Consider the following 19,944-nt stretch of genomic DNA (forward strand, 5'->3'; position numbering starts at 1 on the left):
ATAACCAGCGGGGACACTGGGCGCCAAGCGAGCGCAGACCGTCGAGAGGAGCCCGACCGTGCAGCGGAAGGCATACGTACCCGGCTTCGCCGCCCTCCTCGCGGTGTTGCTGGCCGGCTGCACGAGCGGTTCGGGAGGCGAGAGCCCGACGGACAACGCCAACCCGGGCGACGCAGGCACGGCGACGGTGGCGGCCCAGCCCGGCAAGTACCGCAGCCTGCCGGAGCCTTGCGGCGCGGTCGACCACGACACCCTCGACTCGCTGCTGCCCGGCATCAAGCAGCTCACCGACCCGGATCAGCGGGACAGGGCCTACCAGGGCGAGGCCACGCTCACCTACAACACCGATCGCAAGGTGGGCTGTCACTGGAAGGTGGAGTCCACCGACGCCACCGACCGCCTCTCGGTCGACTTCGAGCGTGTGGTGTCGTACGACAACGCGGTCAGCGACGACGACCAGGCGCAGAAGCTGTTCCAGGACATGGAGACGGCCGCCGACCTGCCCGAGCCGAGTTCGCCCACCTCCACCGCCTCGGCCGCCGGTTCCACGCCCACGCCCACCCCCACGGCCACTCCCACGGCCACCGCGAGCGGCGAGGCCTCGCCGTCCGCCTCGGAAGGCTCCGCCGGCTCCTCCACCGGCTCCTCCACCGACTCCTCCACCGGCTCCTCCTCCGGTACGACTCCGGCCGATCTCCAGCCCCGCGTGCTGACCGGTCTCGGTGACGAGGCGTATCTGGACGACGAGCCCAACACGTCCGGTTCGACGGCCGAACAGCGGACGGTGACTGTGGTGTTCCGCACGTCCAACGTCGTCGTCACCATCGAGTACGAGGAGCAGCCGACGGCCACCGGAACGGTCCCCGACAGCAAGGAAATGCAGGACAGGGCCCGTGAACTGGCCTCTCAACTGGCGGACGCGCTCAACGGATGACGGCCCCGTGGCGCCGCACCGCCCGCCCCCGCAAAGCGCGCGAACGGAAACCGCGCGGCTCCTTCACCGCGTACCGTGGCCCCGCAGGAACCCGCACGAAGAACACCGAGCGTCATGAGTGAAGGAACCATGCAGCGAGCAGCCCAGCGAGACGACCGTGCCCAGGGGGTACCTCCCACGCCGTTGTGGCAGTGGGGGAGTGACCAGCGAGCCAAGCGCCTTCGCCGTGTTCTTGTGTGCGCGGCAGCCGTTCCCGCGGTGCTGATCACCGCGGCCTGCTCCTCGGACTCCGGCGACTCCAAAGGCAAGGGCGGCGACAGCGCGCAGCAGACCGCGAGCAGCGGCTCGTCGCAGCAGCCGTCGGCGAGCGCGTCCCCGACCGTGCAGGCGGCCGCGTACCGCAAGCTTCCGGAGCCGTGCGCGGTGCTGTCGAGGAAGACCCTGACCGATCTGGTGCCGAAGGGTGCCAAGTCCGGCAAGGAGGGCAGCTCCGACGACACGGCGACCCGTTCCTCCTGCTCCTGGACCAGCCTGGACAACAACGGCGTCAAGGGCTCCCAGTTCCGCTGGCTGAACGTCTCGCTGCTGCGCTTCGACTCGGACGTGAACCGCGGCGCCGGTGACAAGCAGGCGCACGCGTACTTCGCCCAGCAGGTCGGGGACGCGCGCAGCGTGTCCGGCGCGAAGAACATCACGTCGCGGCCGGTCGCGGGGACCGGCGCGGAGGCGACGGCAGTGCGCTACGACCTGAAGAAGAAGGAGGGCGACTTCAAGCAGCAGACGGTGGTCGCCCGGGTCGAGAACGTGGTCGTCACGCTCGACTACAACGGCGCCGGTCTCGCGGGCGAGAAGACCCCGAGCGCCGACGATCTCACCAAGGCGGCTCAGAAGGCCATGAAGGAGGCGGTCGCGGCCGTCTCGGCGGCCAACGGTGAAGGTTCTGGGCAGAGTTCGTCCACGACGGCCACCGCGTCCCCCTCCAAGTCGGCGTCGAAGTCCCCGTCCGCGTCGGCGTCCAAGTCCCCCTCCTCCAGTGCGTCCCCGTCGAAGTCGGCCGCCAAGAAGGGCTGACCGGTATCACGTGCGCCGCACACGTGTGCCACTCTGTTGCGCGCACCAACACGCAAGGGGAGGGGAGTACGAGTGGCGGCGCCACTGAAGCTGACTCGGATGCACCGCGTTCTCATCGGCGTGGTCGTGAGCGGCGCGTTGATCATCGCCGGCATCGGCTTCGCCGGTTCCTACGCGGCCGTCCGCGAGCTGGCCATCAAGAAGGGCTTCGGGAACTTCTCCTACGTCTTCCCGATCGGTATCGACGCAGGCATCTGTGTCCTCCTCGCCCTGGACCTGCTCCTGACCTGGATCCGCATCCCGTTCCCGCTCCTGCGCCAGACGGCGTGGCTGCTGACGGTGGCGACGATCGCCTTCAACGGTGCCGCCGCCTGGCCGGACCCGCTGGGTGTGGGCATGCACGCGGTGATCCCGGTGCTGTTCGTGGTCGCCGTCGAGGCGGCCCGCCACGCCATCGGCCGCATCGCGGACATCACGGCCGACAAGCACATGGAAGGCGTCCGCCTCACCCGCTGGCTGCTCTCCCCGGTCCCCACGTTCCTGCTCTGGCGCCGGATGAAGCTGTGGGAGCTGCGCTCCTACGACCAGGTGATCAAGCTGGAGCAGGAACGCCTGGTCTACCGGGCCCGCCTCCGCTCGCGCTTCGGCCGGGCCTGGCGCAGGAAGGCTCCGGTGGAGTCCCTGATGCCCCTGAGGCTGGCGAAGTACGGTGTTCCGCTGGCGGAGACGGCTCCGGCGGGCTTGGCGGCGGCCGGCATTGAACCGGAGCTCATTCCGCAGGTGGCCGTGGGCAGTCGTGCCGCTGGGGCGTCGCCCGTCCCCCGGCAGACGGCACCTCACGGCGAGCAGCGCCCCCTGCTGCCCGGCCAGCGCACCGGGGAACCGGAAACGGCCGAGGACGAAGCGAGCCCGTGGTTCCAGGCCCCGCGTGAGATCGACTACCACGGCGGTTACGACCCCGCCTACGACCCGATACCCGACCCTCAGTACGTCCCCGAGGAACAGTACGAGGAGTGGTACGAGGAACAGCCCCCGGAGCAGTTCCAGCAGCCCTCCCCGGAGGAGACGGGCAGCTTTCCCATCCCGGTGAGCCCGGGCCGCACCCGCGAGCTGGGCGAGGGCGGCGGCACTCCGGAGCCGGACGAGGAGGCCTTCTACCAGGTCTTCCGCCAGTCGATCGACGGCAGTTACCCCACGGCCGGCCAGTTCCGCGGTGACGTGGAGGCGACGTACGGCATCTCCCTGCCACAGCGCGACGCCGAGCGCATGGTGAACCGCTTCACCAACCGCCACACCGCGCAGTTGCAGGACGACCACATCGCATAGCGGGAGCACACCGCGAGCACACGGGAAAGGGGCCCTCGACCGAGGGCCCCTTTCCGTTCCGCGGTCTACTCCCCGAGCAGGGCCCGCACCCGGTCCTGCCCGACCGCCAGCAGCAGCGTGGGCAGCCGCGGCCCGGTGTCCCGCCCGACCAGCAAGTGGTAGAGCAGGGCGAAGAAGGACCGCTGAGCCGTCTTGATCTCCGGCGGCAGCTCCTTCGGCGTGGCGTCGGCCGGGAACCCGGCCTGCACCTTGGGCACGCCGTACACGAGGTGGGTCAGCCCGTCGAGGGACCAGTGCTCGGCGAGCCCGTCGAGCAGCAGTCGCACGGACTGCTGGGACGCCTCGTCGAGGGACTTCAGCAGCTCGACGTCGGGCTCGTCGCGCACGATGGTCCGCTGGTCGGCGGGGACGTGCGTGTTGATCCACGCCTCGGCCTTGTCGTACCGCGGCCGGACCTCCTCGAGCGAGGCCAGCGGCTGCTCCGGATCCAGCTCGCCGAGGATGCGCAGCGCCTGGTCCTCGTGCCCGGCGGTGATGTCGGCGACGGACGCGAGCGTGCGGTACGGCAGCGGACGCGGGGTCTTCGGCAGCTCACCGGCGGCCGTACCCACCGCTCGGGTGTGGGCCGCCACGTCCGCCGGCAGGGCGGAGCCGTCTGCGACCTTGCCCGCCAGCTTGTCCCACTCGTCGTACAGCCGCTGGATCTCCTGGTCGAAGGCGATCTTGAACGACTGGTTGGGCCTGCGGCGGGCGTAGAGCCAGCGCAGGAGCTGCGGCTCCATGATCTTCAGCGCGTCGCCCGGAGTGGGCACGCCACCGCGCGACGACGACATCTTCGCCATGCCGGAGATGCCGACGAAGGCGTACATCGGCCCGATGGGCTGCTTACCGCCGAAGATGCCGACGATCTGCCCGCCGACCTGGAAGGAGGACCCCGGAGAGGAGTGGTCGACACCGGAGGGCTCGAAGATCACACCCTCGTAGGCCCACCGCATCGGCCAGTCGACCTTCCAGACCAGCTTGCCGCGGTTGAACTCGCTCAGCCGGACGGTCTCGGAGAAACCACAGGCGGTGCAGACGTACGCCAGCTCGGTGCTGTCGTCGTCGTAGGAGGTGACGGTCGTCAGGTCCTTCTCGCAGTTGCCGCAGTACGGCTTGTACGGGAAGTAGCCGGCGGCGCCGAAGCTGCCGTCGTCCTCGGACGCGGCGCCCGAGCCCTCCTCGGCCTCCAGTTCGGCCTCGTCCACGGCCTTCTGCTGCTGCTTCTTGGCCGCCTTGGGCTTGGTCCGGTACTGGGCGAGGATCGCGTCGATGTCGCCGCGGTGCTTCATGGCGTGCAGGATCTGCTCGCGGTAGGCGCCGGAGGTGTACTGCGCGGTCTGGCTGATGCCGTCGAACTCGACGCCGAGGTCGGCCAGCGAGGCGATCATCGCGGCCTTGAAGTGCTCGGCCCAGTTCGGGTACGACGAACCCTTCGGCGCCGGCACCGAGGTCAGCGGCTTGCCGATGTGCTCGGCCCAGGAGTCGTCGATGCCCGTGACCCCGGCCGGGACCTTCCGGTACCGGTCGTAGTCGTCCCAGGAGATCAGGTGCCGGACCTGGTACCCACGGCGGCGGATCTCGTCGGCGACCAGGTGCGGGGTCATGACCTCGCGCAGGTTGCCGAGGTGGATCGGGCCGGAGGGGGAGAGGCCGGACGCGACGACGACCGGTTTGCCCGGGGCACGGCGTTCCGACTCTTCGATGACCTCATCCGCGAAACGGGAGACCCAGTCGGTGGTCTCGGTGCTCTGAGCCACGATCGGCACGTCCTTCTTTCTGAACGGTTGACACCTCATTGTCACAGACGCACTTGCGACCGGGAAAATGGCTTTGCCCCCCATGGGATACTGGCCGTGTCTATCCATCCCCACGAGGAGAACGGCACCCATTCCTATGGCCTCGGTCACGTCCCTCAGCGATTTCGTCCAGCAGCGCCTCGCGTCCGCCCTCTCGGCCACCCTGCCGGAGGCCGCCGACGCCGACCCGCTGCTGCGACGAAGCGACCGGGCGGATTTCCAGGCCAACGGGATCCTCGCACTCGCCAAGAAGGCCAAGGCCAACCCGCGGGAGCTCGCGACCCAGGTCGTCGCTCGCATCGAGTCGGATGACGTGATCAAGGACATCGAGGTCTCCGGCCCCGGCTTCCTGAACATCACCATCGGCGACAGCGCGATCACGGCGAACCTCGCGGAGCGCTACGCGGACGACACGGGCCGCCTCGGCGTGCCGTACGCCGAGCACCCCGGCACCACGGTGATCGACTACGCGCAGCCGAACGTGGCGAAGGAGATGCACGTCGGTCACCTGCGTTCGGCGGTGATCGGTGACGCGGTGGTCCAGATTCTGGAGTTCACCGGCGAGAACGTGGTCCGGCGGCACCACATCGGCGACTGGGGCACCCAGTTCGGCATGCTCATCCAGTACCTGGACGAGCACCCGCACGAGCTGGACCACAAGGCGGCCCAGGTCACCGGCGAGGAGGCGATGTCGAACCTCGACCGCCTCTACAAGGCCGCGCGGAAGCTGTTCGACTCGGACGAGGAGTTCAAGACCAGGGCCCGGCGCCGGGTGGTCGACCTCCAGGCCGGGGACCCGCACACGCTCGCCACGTGGCAGAAGTTCGTCGACGAGTCGAAGATCTACTTCTTCTCCGTCTTCGAGAAGCTGGACATGGAGGTCCGGGACACCGACATCGTCGGCGAGTCCGGCTACAACGACATGCTCGCGGAGACCTGCCGCCTGCTGGAGGAGTCCGGGGTCGCGGTCCGCTCCGAGGGCGCCCTCTGCGTCTTCTTCGAGGACATCAAGGGCCCGGACGGCAACCCGGTCCCGCTGATCGTGCAGAAGTCGGACGGCGGTTACGGCTACGCGGCCACCGACCTGTCCGCTATCCGCGACCGCGTCTTCAACCTGAAGGCGAACTCGCTCCTGTACGTGGTCGACGCCCGCCAGTCCCTGCACTTCAAGATGGTCTTCGAGACCGCCCGCCGGGCCGGCTGGCTGGGTGACGACGTCAAGGCCTTCCAGCTCGCCTTCGGCACGGTCCTCGGCAAGGACGGCAAGCCGTTCAAGACGCGTGAGGGCGAGACGGTCCGCCTGGTCGACCTGCTGGACGAGGCGATCCAGCGCGCGTCGGCCGTGGTCCGGGAGAAGGCCCAGGACCTGTCCGAGGAGGAGATCGCCGAGCGGGGCGCCCAGGTGGGCATCGGCGCGGTGAAGTACGCGGACCTGTCCACGTCGGCGAACCGTGACTACAAGTTCGACCTGGACCAGATGGTCTCGCTGAACGGCGACACCAGCGTGTACCTGCAGTACGCCTACGCCCGTATCCGGTCCATCCTCCGCAAGGCGGGCGATACCCGTCCGGCGGCCCATCCGGAGCTGGCACTGGCGGACGCCGAGCGCGCCCTCGGCCTGCACGTCGACTCCTTCGCGGAGACGGTGGCGGAGGCGGCGGCGGAGTACGCCCCGCACAAGCTGGCCGCCTACCTGTACCACCTGGCGTCGCTGTACACGTCGTTCTACGACAAGTGCCCGGTCCTGAAGGCCGAGACGCCGGAGCAGGTGGAGAACCGCCTCTTCCTGTGCGACGTCACGGCCCGCACGCTGCACCAGGGCATGGCCCTGCTGGGCATCCGGACGCCAGAGAAGCTCTGAGCCGTACGGCGCTACGGCACGCGGCCCGTCCTCTCCCCGAGAGGACGGGCCGCGGTGTTCATGCGGGAGGGGGTCAGCGGCAGTTGACCCACTCGTTGGACTTCTGGAACCAGTGCGCGTCGCCGGTTCCCTTGACGCCCTTCGCAAGGACCCCGCTGTCGCCGTGGAAGTTCTTCTCCGTGTACCACTTGTAGTCACAGGACTTGCCGTGGTTGTACCAGGACTGGAAGTTCTGGAAGACCGAGAACCGGGTGAGGTCCGCGTTCTTCCCCTCGACCTTCTGCATGTGGCCGGTGTAGTTCTTCCCGGACCAGACACAGAACCAGCCCGACGGGCAGTCCGACGCCGCCTGCGGAGCAGCCTGAGCCGCACTGGCGGCACCCGCGCTTCCGGCCAGCAGACCGCCGGTCAGCGCGATGCCACTGGCGATGGCGGCGAACTTCCGGGTCATGCGCATGCTGTATCCCCCTCGACTGGACATGGGTGGGCCGACCGCACCGGCCGGCTCGCCAACGAGACTGCTGGGCGGGGAGCAGGAGGCGCCAGCATTGCCGCAGAAGTGACGCACTCATGGGACGTCCCACGCGCTGATCTGCTGGAACGCGGTCCCATGAGTCGGCACGGCGGGACGGCTGGGGCGGGCGAGTGGCCGATTCCGTATCGGTGGATAAACCACCATCCGGTGCAGTCTCATAGGTCCTGGTGCAGAATGCGACGGCACAGGGGCCGCTGACCACGGCCACTGATCATGTGCGCGAGTGGGGGGAACATGTCGCGTTGGAAAGCGCTGCCCGCTGAACTGGATCCACGAATGCGCCAGTTGGTGGTGGCCCTGCGCCGGCTGAAGGACCACAGCGGGCTGAGCGTGCGGCAGCTGGCCGCGAAGACGGGATACAGCGCGAAGTCCTGGGAACGGTACCTGGGCGGCACTTCGCTTCCACCGGCGCAGGCCGTGGAGGCGATGGCCCGGACCTGCGGCACCGATCCGACCCGGCTGCTCGCCCTGCACGAAGTCGCCGAGGAGGTCTGGAGAAGCGGGCGCGGGGGCGCGTCCGCGCCGGAGGCCGGCGCGGCGGGACCGGCGGAGGTGGACGCAGGGGAACCGGCGGAGTCGGTCGCGAGGCCGCCGCAGCGACTGCACGAGAGTCCGGCATTGCGCATCGCGCTCGTGGCGGGCTCGGTGGCCCTGGTGCTGGCCGTCTGTTCCGCGGCCCTCCTGGTCGTGCGGTTCTCGGACGGCGACGGCACAGCGGCGCCCCGCACCTCGTCCGCCGCCGCACCGGAAACGACGTCGAAGCCGGGGGCGGCGCCGTCGTACACCTGCCGCTTCCAGCGGATCGGCAGCCGCTGGTACGCGGGAAACAGCCGCACGCAGGACGCCGTTCTGGTGAACGGTCTGGCGGGATCCGAGGTGGCCGAGGCACAGTGCCTGCTGCGCAGGGCGGGCTCCTCGCCGGGCAGCATCGACGGCATCTACGGCCCGCTGACCGAAGCCGCCGTCAAGCGCCTGCAGAAGCGGGCCGGCCTGGTCGTGGACGGCATCGTGGGACCGCACACCTGGAAAGTCCTGCGGCGATGACGGCGCCGGAACCGTCTCCGGAACGCGCACGACTGGCCGCCGCACTGCAGGAGTTGAGGACTCGCACGGGCCTGAGCATGGCGGCTCTCGCGGAGCGGACCACGTTCAGCAAGTCGTCCTGGGAGCGTTATCTCAACGGCAAGTCGCTGCCGCCGCGCCGGGCGGTGCAGGAGCTGTGCCGGCTCGCGGGCGAGCCGGACGGCCGCTGTCTGGCGCTGTGGGAGATCGCGGAGTCGCAGTGGAGCGGGCGGGAGGTGGACCGGGCAGGGACGGATACGCAGCCGACGCCCCCGGCTCCTGCGCCTGCTCCTGCTCCTGCTCCTGCGGCTGAAGAGGACAAGCGCACGGGCGGCAGGAGCCCTGCGATCGTCGCCGTGATCGCGTCGGTGTGCGCCGCGGCCGTCGGGGGCGTGGCGGCGGGCCTCCTCCTGCTGCCACGCCCCGACGGCGGACCCCCTTCCTCCCCGCCCACGACCGGCCCCTACTGCCAGGGAGACGCGTGCGAGGGCAGGGATCCGATCCACATGGCCTGCGCCGCCCGGCCGGACACGCTCGCCTCGCATCACACGGCCAGCGGAGCCTGGCTGGAACTGCGCTACAGCAGGATCTGCGGGTCCAGTTGGGCCCGGATGTGGGGAACGCGCGTCGGAGACCGGATCGAGATGACGGCGGGAGGCCCCGCACGCGACGCGAGGGTCAGGGACGACGGCGAGACGAAAGGGTACGTCTACACCCCGATGGCCTCGACCGACCCCGGAACCGTGGTCCGGGTCTGTTTCCGGCCCGCGGCGGGCGGCGGTCAGGAGTGTCTCGACAGCCGCGTGCGTTAGGGGCGTACGAACTCGCACCACACCACCTTGCCGGGGTTCCGCTCCCCCACACCCCACTTGTCGCTGAGTGCGGCGACGAGCAGCAGTCCGCGGCCGCCCTCGTCCGCGTCGTCCGCGTCGTCAGGGATGCTCGGGGTACCGCTTCCGCTGTCGTGCACCTCGGCCCGTACGACGACCCCGTCGTACCGCAGCCGCAACAGGAAGCCACGCCCCGGCGGCGCCCCGTGCAGCAGGGCATTCGTGGCCAACTCGCTCACGCACAGCGACACGTCGGCGGACCGCTCCCACGCGGCAAGCCCCCAGTACGTCAACGACCATTCCGTGAACCGCCTGGCAGCGGGGACGGAGCGGCGGGCGCGGCCGTAGAACTGGTCGCGCTGGTAGGGCAGTTGGGTTTGCGCATTCACGGGACGAAGGTCGCGCAGAGTGACTAGCCTTGATCAGTGCGTCATCCCGTACAAAGCGTTTGTACGGGGTCCGGCGGGGTCGTGTACGGGCAGGTGTGGGGAGTTCAGCGGCATGACGACTTCTCGGAGGAACCAGTCGGCCATGAAGATGCTCGGCCGTCAACTGGCCACGGCACGCAGGGCGGCGGGGTTGAGCCAGTCGGGCCTGAGTGCCGCACTGAACATCAACGAGGAGACGATCGCCTCCATCGAACAGGGCCGACGGTCGCTGAAGCCGGACATCGCCGAGATCTTCGACGAGTTCCTGGGCACGAAGGGGACGCTGGCGGCGGGGGTGGCCAACCTGCCGGAGGTGGATCAGTTTCCGTTGTGGGCCGAGGAGTACATGGATCAGGAGCGGGAGGCCATTGCGCTGTCCTGGTACGACAACGCGGTGCTCCCCGGCCTGCTTCAGACGGAGGCATACGCACGGGCAGTACTGCGAGAGCGCATCCCGGCGTACGACGAGGACGAGATGGAGACCAAGCTCGCGGCACGTCTGGAGCGCCAGGAGATCCTGAGTCGGAAGGTACCGCCGACGCTGAGCTTCGTCGTGTGGGAACCAGTGCTGAACCTCCAGGTCGGTGGGCCGGAGGTCCGCAGGGAGCAGCTTCGGCGCTTGCGGGAAGCAAGCGAACTCCCCAACGCATCCTTGCAGTTCCTGCCGATGACGAGCCCTCACCATGCCGGTCTCGACGGCCCGTTCATCCTCCTGGAGACTCCCGACCACCAGCACCTGGCCTACGTTGAGGGGCAACGAGGCAGCCAGTGGGTCTCCAACCTGGATGAGGTGTCCGCACTCGCGCGCAAGTATGCGATGCTGCGGACGCAGGCCCTGAACACCCAGGACTCAATGGGTCTGCTCGACCGCCTGCTAGGAGAGCAATGAACGCCGATGCGCTTCAGTGGTTCAAGTCGACCTACAGCGGCAGCGAAGGCGGCGCGTGCCTCGAAGTGGCCGTCTCCTCCCACACCATCCACATCCGCGACTCGAAGCAGAGCCCCGCCGACGGCCCGACCCTCCAGGTGGCCCCGGCGACTTGGGCCGCGTTCACGGAGTTCGCCACGCGCTAGCGTTGTCAGTGCCGCCCTCTAGAGTCACCGTCATGGCGACTCTTCCCAACCCGCTGCCCCGGCTGGCCACCGACCCCAGCGGCCGCAGTCTCGGGCTTCAGCTTCCGCCCGGCAGGCTGATCGAGACCACGCACGACGGCCCCTGGCACGAGCCCCTGCTGTGGCACGCCGAGAAGGCGGCCGCGCCCGGTACGTGGAAGGCCCTGGGCATGCCGGCCGCACGAGCGGGACTGCTTCCGGTGCTCGTGGACGTGGGCGGGATCCAGGGTCCGGTGGAGAACTGGGAACTGATGCCGGGCGAGATGTCGTACCCCGGCGATCACGACGCCGAGGAACTCCTCGCGGAGTACTGGGAGGACAACGCGGAGGAGGAACTGGCCGAGGGCATCGAGCCGTTCGGGTTCGAGTGGTCCGGCCTCGCGCCCGCCGCCTCCCCCGTCGTCGCGCCGGACGCCCGCGCCGCACAGATCGCGGACTCACTGACGGACGGCACCCGCGCCTGGCTCAAGGAACCGCACCTGGCCCTGGTCCCGGCGCGCCGGTCGGCGGACATCCCCGCGGCGATCGGCTGGACCGGCCCGCTGAACTACGAGGACGACGTGGCGCGCCTGTGCACGGTGCTGCGCTCCTGGGAGGACCGCTTCGGCATACGGGTGGTGGCGCTCACCTTCGACACCCTGACCGTCTCCGTCGCGGCCCCGCCGACCACGCCGGCCGAGGCGGAGGCGGTGGCGGCGGAGCACTTCGCGTTCTGCCCGGACAACATCGTCGAGAACGGCCCGGACGCCCTGAGCGCCTACGCCAAGGAGCTGGTGGGCGACCCGACGTGGTCCTTCTGGTGGGACTGACCGGCGCTCAGCGGCCCAGCCCCCGCCCCAGCCGCCTCAGCCCCTCCGCGATCTCCTCCGGCGTCTGCGTCACGAAGCACAGCCGGAGGGTGGAGCGGTCCGGGTCGGCGGCGTAGAAGGGGGCGCCCGGGACGTAGGCCACGTCCTGTTCCACCACCCGGCGCAGCAGGGCCGTGGTGTCGTAGGACCCCGGGAGCCGGACCCACAGGAACATGCCGCCCTCGGGGCGGGTCCACACCGACCCCTCCGGGAGCGCGTCGGGGAGGCCGGCCAGCATGGCGTCCCGGCGTTCGCCGTAGGCGGTGCGGACGCGGGCGACATGGGTGTCGAGGACGTCCAGGTAACGGGCCGCCGCGAGCTGGTTGAGGGTGGGCGTGTGCAGGTCCACCGCCTGCTTGGCCACCGCGCACGCCCGCCGCAGGTCCGCGGGGGCGCGGAGCCAGCCGAGGCGCAGGCCGGGGGCCATGACCTTGGAGAAGGAGCCGAGGAGGACGACCCGGTCCTCGGCGCCGGGACAGGCGGCGATCCAGGGCGCGCGCTCGCCGTCGTAGCGGAGTTCGCCGTACGGGTCGTCCTCGATGATCCACAGGCCTCTGCGGGCGGCCACGGCGGCGACGGCCTCCCGGCGCGGCGCGGGCATCGTGCGGCCGGTGGGGTTCTGGAAGGTGGGGACGAGGTAGAGCAGCTTCGGACGCTCGCGCAGCACCGCCTCCTCCAGGGCCGCCGGGTCGACGCCCTCCTCGTCGCCCGGCACGGGCACCACCCGGGCGCCCGCGAGGCCGAAGACCTGAAGTGCCGCCAGATAGCAGGGGTTCTCGACCAGGACCGTGTCGCCGGGTTCGATCAGTGCCGTGGCCAGCAGGGACAGGGCCTGCTGGGAGCCGGTGGTGACGAGGAGGTCGTCGGGGGTGGTGGGCAGCCCCCGGGCCGTGATGCGGGCCGCCAGTCCGGAGCGCAGGGCAGGCTCGCCCTCCGTCGTGGAGTACTGCAGCGCCTGCGCCGGGGTCTGCGCCAGCACGTCCCGGAAGGCGGCCGCTATGCCGTCCCGGTCGAACAGCTCGGGAGCCGGGAGTCCGCCCGCGAAGTTGATGACCTCGGGGCGTGCGGTGACCGCGAGGATGTCCCGCACCGGCGAACCGCCCACGCGGCGGGCACGGGCGGCGAGCGGGGGCAGCGGAGCGCTGGGTGGAGCGGGCTCGGTGACGGTCATGGTCGGCTCTCCTTCGGCTCCGGGACGTCTCGGTGCGCAGCCTAGGAAGTTACGTGCCGTCTACACCGGTAATTCCGCGATGCGGACGCACCGAGGCGGACCGCACCCGACCAGGGGCGGTGAGCGCGGCCCAGCGAATCGGCAACCGACGACAACCCCGCGGACGGGCGCGCCCTGCCCCCGCGATTCCGGCATGATCCGCCGGCAGGCCCTAGCGCAGCTTGCGTGCCGCTTCGGTCGCCCAGTACGTGAGGATGTTCCGTGCCCCGGCCCGCTTGATGCCCGTCAGGGTCTCGAAGATGGCCCGGTCGCGGTCGACCCAGCCCTTCTCGGCGGCGGCCTCGATCATCGAGTACTCGCCGGAGATCTGGTAGGCGGCGACGGGAACGTCCACGCTGTCGGCGACCCGGGCCAGGATGTCCAGGTACGGTCCGGCCGGCTTGACCATCACCATGTCGGCGCCCTCGGCCAGGTCCAGCTCCAGCTCCCGCAGGGACTCACGCCAGTTGGCGGGGTCCTGCTGGTACGTCTTGCGGTCACCCTGCAGCGAAGAGGCGACGGCCTCGCGGAAGGGGCCGTAGAAGGCGGAGGAGTACTTGGCGGTGTAGGCGAGGATGGCGACGTCCTCACGGCCGATCTGGTCGAGCGCATCGCGGATGACGCCGATCTGGCCGTCCATCATCCCGCTCGGGCCGACCACATGGGCGCCGGCGTCGGCCTGCACCTTGGCCATCTCGGCGTACCGCTCCAGGGTGGCGTCGTTGTCGACCCGCCCCTGCGCGTCCAGCACCCCGCAGTGGCCATGGTCGATGGTCTCGTCGAGGCACAGGTCGGACATCACCAGCAGGTCGTCGCCGACCTCGGCGCGGACGTCGCGGATGGCGACCTGGAGGATCCCGTCGGGGTCGGTGCCCGGGGTGCCGAGGGCGTCCTTCTTGCTCTCCTCGGGCACGCCGAACAGCATGATCCCGGAGACCCCGGCCTCCACCGCCTCCAGGGCGGCCTTCTTCAGACTCTCCCGGGTGTGCTGGACGACCCCGGGCATGGCCGCGATCGGCACGGGCTCACTGACGCCCTCCCGGATGAACGCCGGGAGGATGAAGTCGGCGGGGTGCAGCCGGGTCTCGGCGACCATGCGGCGCATGACGGGGGTGGTGCGCAACCGCCGGGGACGCGTACCGGGGAAGGATCCGTACTTCGTCATGCCCTCTACGCTACGCCCGGGCGAGGGCCCCTCTTGCCGACGGCTTGTCGACCGGCAGGAGGAGTGGAGCCCCGGCTCAGGACGCGAAGGTCCGCCAGGCGACGCCGGTCGGCTTCGCTCCCCTGGGACCGTGCGAACTGATGGACTGCGCCCCGCGTCGCCACCATGGGTCCCCGGCATGGGCAAGTGGAGGATTCGGGCCCACCATTGGTCCCGCGACCTGCGGTTTCAGGGGGCGCGTCCGGCTCAGATCTTCCAGCCGACGCCAGGCCCCGCCCCGGCCGCCACCGGCGCGCAAACGCCGCAAACGCGCGATGGCGGAACGCGCCGCCACGGCGCGTTCCGCCACCTCACTTCCCTGGCCTCAAGTTGTCGACCTGCGCCGCCGCGCCCCCGGCCGGCGTTCGCTCGGCCGGGTCACCGGGTCGCCGGCCTCCAGCGCGGCAGCCCGCCGCTTCAGGCCGAAGTCCGCCAGCGCCTCCGCCAGCTTGTGCACCGACGGCTCCGGAGCCATGACGTCGACCCGCAGGCCGTGTTCCTCAGCCGTCTTGGCCGTCGCCGGACCGATGCACGCGATCACCGTCACGTTGTGCGGCTTGCCCGCGATACCCACCAGGTTCCGGACAGTGGAAGACGACGTGAAGAGCACCGCGTCGAAGCCGCCGCCCTTGATGGCCTCGCGGGTCTCCACCGGCGGGGGCGAGGCGCGGACGGTCCGGTAGGCCGTGACGTCGTCGACCTCCCAGCCCAGCTCGATCAGACCGGCCACCAGGGTCTCGGTGGCGATGTCCGCCCGGGGCAGGAAGACACGGTCGATCGGGTCGAACACCGGGTCGTACGGCGGCCAGTCCTCCAGCAGACCCGCGGCCGACTGCTCACCCGAGGGGACCAGATCCGGCTTCACGCCGAAGGCGACCAGCGCCTTGGCGGTCTGCTCGCCCACCGCGGCGACCTTGATCCCCGCGAAGGCACGAGCATCGAGCCCGTACTCCTCGAACTTCTCCCGCACCGCCTTGACCGCGTTGACCGAGGTGAAGGCGATCCACTCGTACCGGCCCGTCACCAGGCCCTTGACGGCACGTTCCATCTGCTGGGGCGTGCGCGGCGGTTCGACGGCGATCGTCGGAACCTCGTGCGGCACGGCACCGTAGGACCGCAGCTGGTCGGAGAGCGACGCCGCCTGCTCCTTCGTACGCGGCACGAGCACCTTCCAGCCGAACAGCGGCTTGGACTCGAACCACGACAGCTGGTCGCGGCGGGCGACGGCGGAACGCTCACCGACCACGGCTATCACCGGCCGGCCGCCATCGGGCGACGGCAGCACCTTGGCCTGCTTCAGCGTCTGCGCGATCGTGCCGAGCGTCGCCGTCCAGGTCCGCTGACGGGTCGTCGTACCGGCGATGGTGACGGTCAGCGGGGTGTCCGGCTTGCGGCCCGCCGAGACCAGCTCGCCCGCCGCCGCGGCCACGGAGTCCAGCGTCGTCGACACGACCACCGTGCCGTCCGAGGCGCCCACCTCCGTCCAGCAGCGGTCGGAGGCGGTACGGGCGTCCACGAAGCGGACGTCCGCGCCCTCGGCGTCCCGCAGCGGCACACCGGCGTACGCGGGCACACCGACCACCGCCGCCACACCCGGTACCACCTCGAAGGGCACACCGGCGGCGGCGCAGGCGAGCATTTCCTCGGCCGCGTACGTATCAAGTCCCGGGTCCCCGGACACCGCACGGACGACCCGCCTGCCGCCCCGCGCGGCCTCCATGACAAGATGAGCGGCATCCCGGACAGCAGCCGGGGCAGCGGCGGTTGTTGACGTGCCGTCAACGACCGTCAGCTGGGGCGTGCCCGTGCCCGGCGGCGGGAGAGCGGAGGGATCCGCATCCGTCCGCACGACGGAGACGCCCTGCCGGGCGTGCGTCCGGATCACGTCGAGCACGTCGTGCTCGGCGACCAGGACGTCCGCGTTCGACAGCGCCTCCACGGCGCGCAGAGTCAGCAGTCCCGGATCCCCGGGTCCGGCACCGAGGAAGGTGACGTGCCCGTGTTCCGGACCGGCGGCGGGAAGAGTGGTGGGGCTCACTGTGCTTGCTCCCCCATCAGACCGGCCGCGCCCCGGGCGAGCATCTCGGTGGCGAGTTCGCGACCGAGTGCCCACGCCTGGTCGTGCGTCTGGGGCACGGGACCGGTGGTGGACAGCTGCACCGTGCGGGTGCCGTCGGTCGTGCCGACGACGCCGCGCAGGCGCATTTCCTTGACAGACTGCCCGTCGGCCAGGAGGTCGGCCAGCGCGCCCACGGGGGCGCTGCAGCCGGCTTCCAGGGCGGCGAGCAGTGACCGCTCGGCGGTCACGGCGGCCCGCGTGAACGGGTCGTCGAGCTCAGCGAGCGCGGCGACGAGGTCCGCGTTGTCCGCGGTGCACTCGATCGCCAGGGCCCCCTGGCCGGGGGCGGGCAAAACCGTGTCGACCGACAGGAAGTCGGTGACCTCGTCGAACCGGCCTATCCGGTTCAGTCCGGCGGCGGCCAGGACGACGGCGTCCAGTTCGCCGTCGCGGACGTATCCGATCCGCGTGTCGACGTTGCCGCGGATCGGGACCGTCTCTATGTCCAGCCCGTGGGTGCGTGCGTACGCGTTCAGCTGCGCCATGCGACGCGGCGCACCCGTGCCTATGCGGGCGCCCCGCGGCAGGTCCGTGAACTTCAGCGCGTCCCGGGCGACGATCACGTCCCGCGGGTCCTCGCGCACCGGTACGGCGGCCAGGACGAGTTCCTCGGGCTGCCTGGTCGGCAGGTCCTTGAGCGAATGAACCGCGAAGTCCACCTCGCCCTTCAGCAGCGCGTCGCGCAGCGCCGTGACGAACACGCCGGTGCCGCCGATCTGCGCGAGCGCCTCGCGGGAGACATCGCCGTACGTGGTGATCTCGACCAGCTCGACGGGCCGGCCGGTCACCCGGCTCACGGCGTCCGCCACCTGCCCGGACTGGGCCATGGCGAGCTTGCTGCGCCTGGTCCCCAGTCTCAGTGCCTTCTCAGTCATGCCGGTCGGTCCTTCTTGTCTGTGCTGTCCCCGGCCCGGGAGACGGCGGCCACCGTCTCGGGGTCGAGGTCGAACAGGGTGCGCAGCGCGTCCGCGTACCCGGCGCCGCCGGGCTCGGCCGCGAGCTGCTTGACCCGTACGGTCGGCGCGTGCAGCAGCTTGTCGACGACCCGGTGCACGGCCTGCCGGATCTCGCCGCGCTGGCGTTCGTCCAGGTCGGGCAGGCGGCCGTCGAGCCGCGCGATCTCACTGGCGACGACGTCGGCGGCCATGGTGCGCAGCGCGACCACGGTCGGCGTGATGTGCGCCGCCCGTTGTGCCGCGCCGAAGGCCGCGACCTCGTCGGAGACGATACGCCGGACCTCGTCCACGTCGGCCGCCATCGGCGCGTCGGCGGAAGCCTCCGCCAGGGACTCGATGTCCACCAGGCGCACCCCGGCCAGCCGGTGCACGGCCGCGTCGATGTCGCGGGGCATGGCGAGGTCGAGGAGGAACAGGACGGGCGCCGGGCGCGGGACGCCGGCGACCGGCTCGGGCTTGCGGCGCTCGGGGATGCGGCCGACCGTGGCGGCGGTCGCGGCGAGCGCGGTGATCAGCTCGGCGTCCGCCTCGGGGCTGCGCCGCGCGCGGCGGTCCAGGGTGCCGTTGTCCACCCAGGCGGCGTGCTGTTCCAGGGTGGCCGCGTCCATGCCGGCCACGGCGGCCTCGCCGAGCACGGAGAAGCCGGTGGCGCCCTGCACGGCGGCCAGGTCCAGCGGGCAGTTCTCCTCGGTGCCGACGCTGGTGGGCGGCAGCGGGGCCGGGTGCCTCACGGCCGTGGAACCGGTGTCGGCGGCAGGCTGCCCGGTGCGGCCCTCGACCGCCTGCGCGACCGCCTCCGCCGTGAGCACCAGACCCGTCGCCCCGGTACAGGAGACGACGACGTCGGCACGTGTCAGCTCGCCCGGCACCGCGTCCATCGGTACCGCGCGGGCGGCCACGCCCGTGTCGTCGCCGCCGGCCGGGCCGCGTCCGTATTGCTCTTCGAGCAGGAGGGCGAGCCGCTCGGCGCGCTCGAAGGTGCGGTTGGCGACGACGATCTCGGCGACCCCGGCACGCGCGAGCGTGGCGGCGGCCAGCGAGGACATCGAACCGGCGCCGATGACCAGCGCCTTCCGGCCCGTGGCCCATCCCTGGACCTCTGCGCCGACGGCCAGCCGCTCCAGGCCGAAGGTGACCAGGGACTGGCCGGCACGGTCGATGCCGGTCTCGGAGTGGGCGCGCTTGCCGACCCGCAGGGCCTGCTGGAACAGGTCGTTCAGCAGCCTGCCGGCGGTGTGCAGCTCCTGGGTGCGGGCCAGGGAGTCCTTTATCTGCCCGAGGATCTGCCCCTCGCCGACGACCATCGAGTCCAGCCCGCAGGCCACCGAGAACAGGTGGTGGACGGCCCGGTCCTCGTAGTGCACGTAGAGATAGGGAGTCAGCTCCTCGAGGCCGACCCCGCTGTGCTGGGCGAGCAGCGTGGACAGCTCCGCGACACCGGCGTGGAACTTGTCCACGTCGGCGTACAGCTCGATGCGGTTGCAGGTGGCGAGCACCGCGGCCTCGGTGGCCGGCTCGGCGGCGACCGTGTCCTGGAGCAGCTTGGTCTGGGCGTCCGCGCTCAGCGCCGCCCGCTCCAGCACGCTGACCGGGGCGCTGCGGTGGCTCAGTCCCACGACGAGGAGACTCATGCCGGCATCACGGCGGGCACGTCCCCGTCGGGTCCCTGGTCGGCGGAGTCGTCGCGCGGGGTGGCCGCGGGCCGCGCGCCGTCGCCGGCGGCGGTCTCCTCACCGGCCTTGCGCTGCTCGTGGAAGGCGAGGATCTGCAGCTCGATGGAGAGGTCGACCTTGCGCACGTCGACGCCGTCCGGGACGGACAGCACGGTCGGCGCGAAGTTCAGGATGGAGGTCACACCGGCGGCCACGAGCCGGTCGCAGACCTGCTGGGCGGCACCGGCGGGGGTCGCGATCACACCGATCGACACCCCGTTGTCCTTGATGATCTTCTCGAGCTCGTCGGTGTGCTGGACGGGGATGCCCGCGACCGGCTTGCCGGCCATCGCCGGGTCGGCGTCGATCAGCGCGGCCACCCGGAAGCCGCGGGAGGCGAACCCGCCGTAGTTGGCGAGGGCGGCGCCGAGGTTACCGATACCGACGATCACAACCGGCCAGTCCTGGGTCAGGCCGAGTTCACGGGAGATCTGGTAGACGAGATACTCCACGTCGTAGCCGACACCGCGCGTTCCGTAGGAACCCAGGTACGAGAAGTCCTTGCGCAGCTTGGCGGAGTTGACCCCCGCCGCCGCGGCCAGCTCCTCGGAGGAGACCGTGGGTACCGAGCGCTCCGACAGTGCGGTCAGGGCTCGGAGGTACAGCGGAAGGCGGGCGACGGTGGCCTCGGGAATCCCTCGGCTACGGGTCGCCGGTCGGTGTGTTCGGCCAGTTGCCACGGTGCTCCTGCGGGTAGAGCGGGGCTGCAGGCGGTCATACGTTCCCGGACCGCCCCGTCGACAGCAGGCTATGTCTTTGTGAACGCGTGCACAAAGATGGTGTCCGATTTGCCCGGCCAACGTGACCGGGGTCACGCATGTGCTCCCTGGCGCCGTTCGCGGGGGCAAAACGCCACACTCCTCGCATATCCCGCCCCCGAGACCAAACCACCGTCGA

The 19,944-nt window shown here is 70.8% G+C and carries 18 protein-coding genes; 9 read left to right on the top strand and 9 right to left on the bottom strand.

Going from position 1 to position 19,944, the window contains the following annotated elements; genetic code table 11:
* The first annotated feature begins 58 nt into the window (after positions 1-58).
* The 3 genes from ACFZDC_RS26450 to ACFZDC_RS26460 all read left to right on the top strand — a co-directional run bounded on the left by ACFZDC_RS26450 (position 59) and on the right by ACFZDC_RS26460 (position 3,331).
* The gene (locus tag ACFZDC_RS26450) at positions 59-934 is read left to right on the top strand and encodes a DUF3558 domain-containing protein (RefSeq protein WP_391327684.1); all 876 of its coding nucleotides are present in this window, start codon (positions 59-61) and stop codon (positions 932-934) included.
* A gap of 114 nt (positions 935-1,048) precedes the next feature.
* Complete coding sequence (locus tag ACFZDC_RS26455; protein ID WP_391327686.1) at positions 1,049-2,005, top strand: DUF3558 family protein; 957 nt, start codon at positions 1,049-1,051, stop codon at positions 2,003-2,005.
* A 99-nt stretch (positions 2,006-2,104) separates the two neighbouring features.
* Positions 2,105-3,331 carry a DUF2637 domain-containing protein gene (locus tag ACFZDC_RS26460; RefSeq protein ID WP_391327688.1) on the top strand — a complete coding sequence of 409 codons (1,227 nt, stop codon included), beginning with the start codon at positions 2,105-2,107 and terminating at the stop codon, positions 3,329-3,331.
* A 65-nt stretch (positions 3,332-3,396) separates the two neighbouring features.
* Here ACFZDC_RS26460 and lysS read toward each other — a convergent pair whose 3' ends face one another.
* Positions 3,397-5,139 (bottom strand): lysine--tRNA ligase, encoded by a 1,743-nt coding sequence (gene lysS / locus ACFZDC_RS26465; RefSeq protein WP_391327690.1) that lies wholly within the window; start codon positions 5,137-5,139, stop codon positions 3,397-3,399.
* Between the two features lie 127 nt (positions 5,140-5,266).
* Between lysS and argS the strand changes: the two genes are divergently transcribed.
* On the top strand, positions 5,267-7,030 hold the full coding sequence (gene argS / locus ACFZDC_RS26470; protein WP_391327692.1) for an arginine--tRNA ligase: 1,764 nt from the start codon (positions 5,267-5,269) through the stop codon (positions 7,028-7,030).
* 73 nt (positions 7,031-7,103) lie between these two features.
* Here argS and ACFZDC_RS26475 read toward each other — a convergent pair whose 3' ends face one another.
* On the bottom strand, positions 7,104-7,487 hold the full coding sequence (locus tag ACFZDC_RS26475; RefSeq protein ID WP_391327694.1) for a peptidase inhibitor family I36 protein: 384 nt from the start codon (positions 7,485-7,487) through the stop codon (positions 7,104-7,106).
* 312 nt (positions 7,488-7,799) lie between these two features.
* Here ACFZDC_RS26475 and ACFZDC_RS26480 point away from each other — a divergent pair, with 312 nt between their 5' ends.
* Together ACFZDC_RS26480 and ACFZDC_RS26485 are read left to right on the top strand one after the other, a co-directional pair.
* Positions 7,800-8,609 (top strand): peptidoglycan-binding protein, encoded by an 810-nt coding sequence (locus ACFZDC_RS26480; protein ID WP_391327696.1) that lies wholly within the window; start codon positions 7,800-7,802, stop codon positions 8,607-8,609.
* Positions 8,606-9,439 (top strand): helix-turn-helix domain-containing protein, encoded by an 834-nt coding sequence (locus ACFZDC_RS26485; RefSeq protein WP_391327698.1) that lies wholly within the window; start codon positions 8,606-8,608, stop codon positions 9,437-9,439. The genes ACFZDC_RS26480 and ACFZDC_RS26485 overlap by 4 nt, the downstream gene beginning before the upstream one ends.
* Here ACFZDC_RS26485 and ACFZDC_RS26490 read toward each other — a convergent pair.
* The gene (locus tag ACFZDC_RS26490; RefSeq protein WP_391327700.1) at positions 9,436-9,846 is read right to left on the bottom strand and encodes an ATP-binding protein; all 411 of its coding nucleotides are present in this window, start codon (positions 9,844-9,846) and stop codon (positions 9,436-9,438) included. The two genes, ACFZDC_RS26485 and ACFZDC_RS26490, sit on opposite strands and share 4 nt — an antisense overlap.
* A gap of 142 nt (positions 9,847-9,988) precedes the next feature.
* Here ACFZDC_RS26490 and ACFZDC_RS26495 point away from each other — a divergent pair, with 142 nt between their 5' ends.
* Genes ACFZDC_RS26495 through ACFZDC_RS26505 form a run of 3 tightly spaced genes read left to right on the top strand, consistent with a single transcriptional unit; the run spans position 9,989 to position 11,807 of the window.
* Positions 9,989-10,774: a Scr1 family TA system antitoxin-like transcriptional regulator gene (locus ACFZDC_RS26495; RefSeq protein WP_391327702.1), complete on the top strand. Its 786-nt coding sequence runs from the start codon at positions 9,989-9,991 to the stop codon at positions 10,772-10,774.
* Positions 10,771-10,959 (top strand): DUF397 domain-containing protein, encoded by a 189-nt coding sequence (locus ACFZDC_RS26500; RefSeq protein WP_391327704.1) that lies wholly within the window; start codon positions 10,771-10,773, stop codon positions 10,957-10,959. Before ACFZDC_RS26495 ends, ACFZDC_RS26500 begins: the two co-directional genes overlap by 4 nt.
* Positions 10,960-10,991: 32 nt before the next feature.
* Positions 10,992-11,807, top strand: a complete 816-nt coding sequence (locus tag ACFZDC_RS26505; RefSeq protein ID WP_391327705.1) for a DUF4253 domain-containing protein — start codon at positions 10,992-10,994, stop codon at positions 11,805-11,807.
* Positions 11,808-11,814: 7 nt separating this feature from the next.
* On the opposite strand, the gene ACFZDC_RS26510 is transcribed toward ACFZDC_RS26505, so the two are convergent.
* The 6 genes from ACFZDC_RS26510 to ACFZDC_RS26535 form a co-directional block, all read right to left on the bottom strand.
* Positions 11,815-13,017, bottom strand: coding sequence for an aminotransferase class I/II-fold pyridoxal phosphate-dependent enzyme (locus ACFZDC_RS26510; protein WP_391327707.1), 1,203 nt, complete (start codon positions 13,015-13,017; stop codon positions 11,815-11,817).
* 211 nt (positions 13,018-13,228) lie between these two features.
* Positions 13,229-14,221, bottom strand: a complete 993-nt coding sequence (hemB, locus tag ACFZDC_RS26515; RefSeq protein WP_391327709.1) for a porphobilinogen synthase — start codon at positions 14,219-14,221, stop codon at positions 13,229-13,231.
* Between the two features lie 364 nt (positions 14,222-14,585).
* Positions 14,586-16,298 (bottom strand): uroporphyrinogen-III synthase, encoded by a 1,713-nt coding sequence (locus ACFZDC_RS26520; RefSeq protein WP_391327711.1) that lies wholly within the window; start codon positions 16,296-16,298, stop codon positions 14,586-14,588.
* Positions 16,295-17,254, bottom strand: a complete 960-nt coding sequence (gene hemC, locus ACFZDC_RS26525) for a hydroxymethylbilane synthase (RefSeq protein ID WP_391327712.1) — start codon at positions 17,252-17,254, stop codon at positions 16,295-16,297. The genes ACFZDC_RS26520 and hemC overlap by 4 nt, the downstream gene beginning before the upstream one ends.
* Positions 17,251-18,966, bottom strand: coding sequence for a glutamyl-tRNA reductase (locus ACFZDC_RS26530; protein WP_391327714.1), 1,716 nt, complete (start codon positions 18,964-18,966; stop codon positions 17,251-17,253). The genes hemC and ACFZDC_RS26530 overlap by 4 nt, the downstream gene beginning before the upstream one ends.
* A complete protein-coding gene (locus tag ACFZDC_RS26535) occupies positions 18,963-19,727 on the bottom strand; it encodes a redox-sensing transcriptional repressor Rex (protein ID WP_391327715.1) in 765 nt (254 codons plus the stop codon). Before ACFZDC_RS26535 ends, ACFZDC_RS26530 begins: the two co-directional genes overlap by 4 nt.
* Positions 19,728-19,944 lie beyond the last annotated feature (217 nt).

It is taken from the genome of Streptomyces sp. NPDC007905 (assembly GCF_042959345.1).
Lineage (GTDB): Bacteria > Actinomycetota > Actinomycetes > Streptomycetales > Streptomycetaceae > Streptomyces.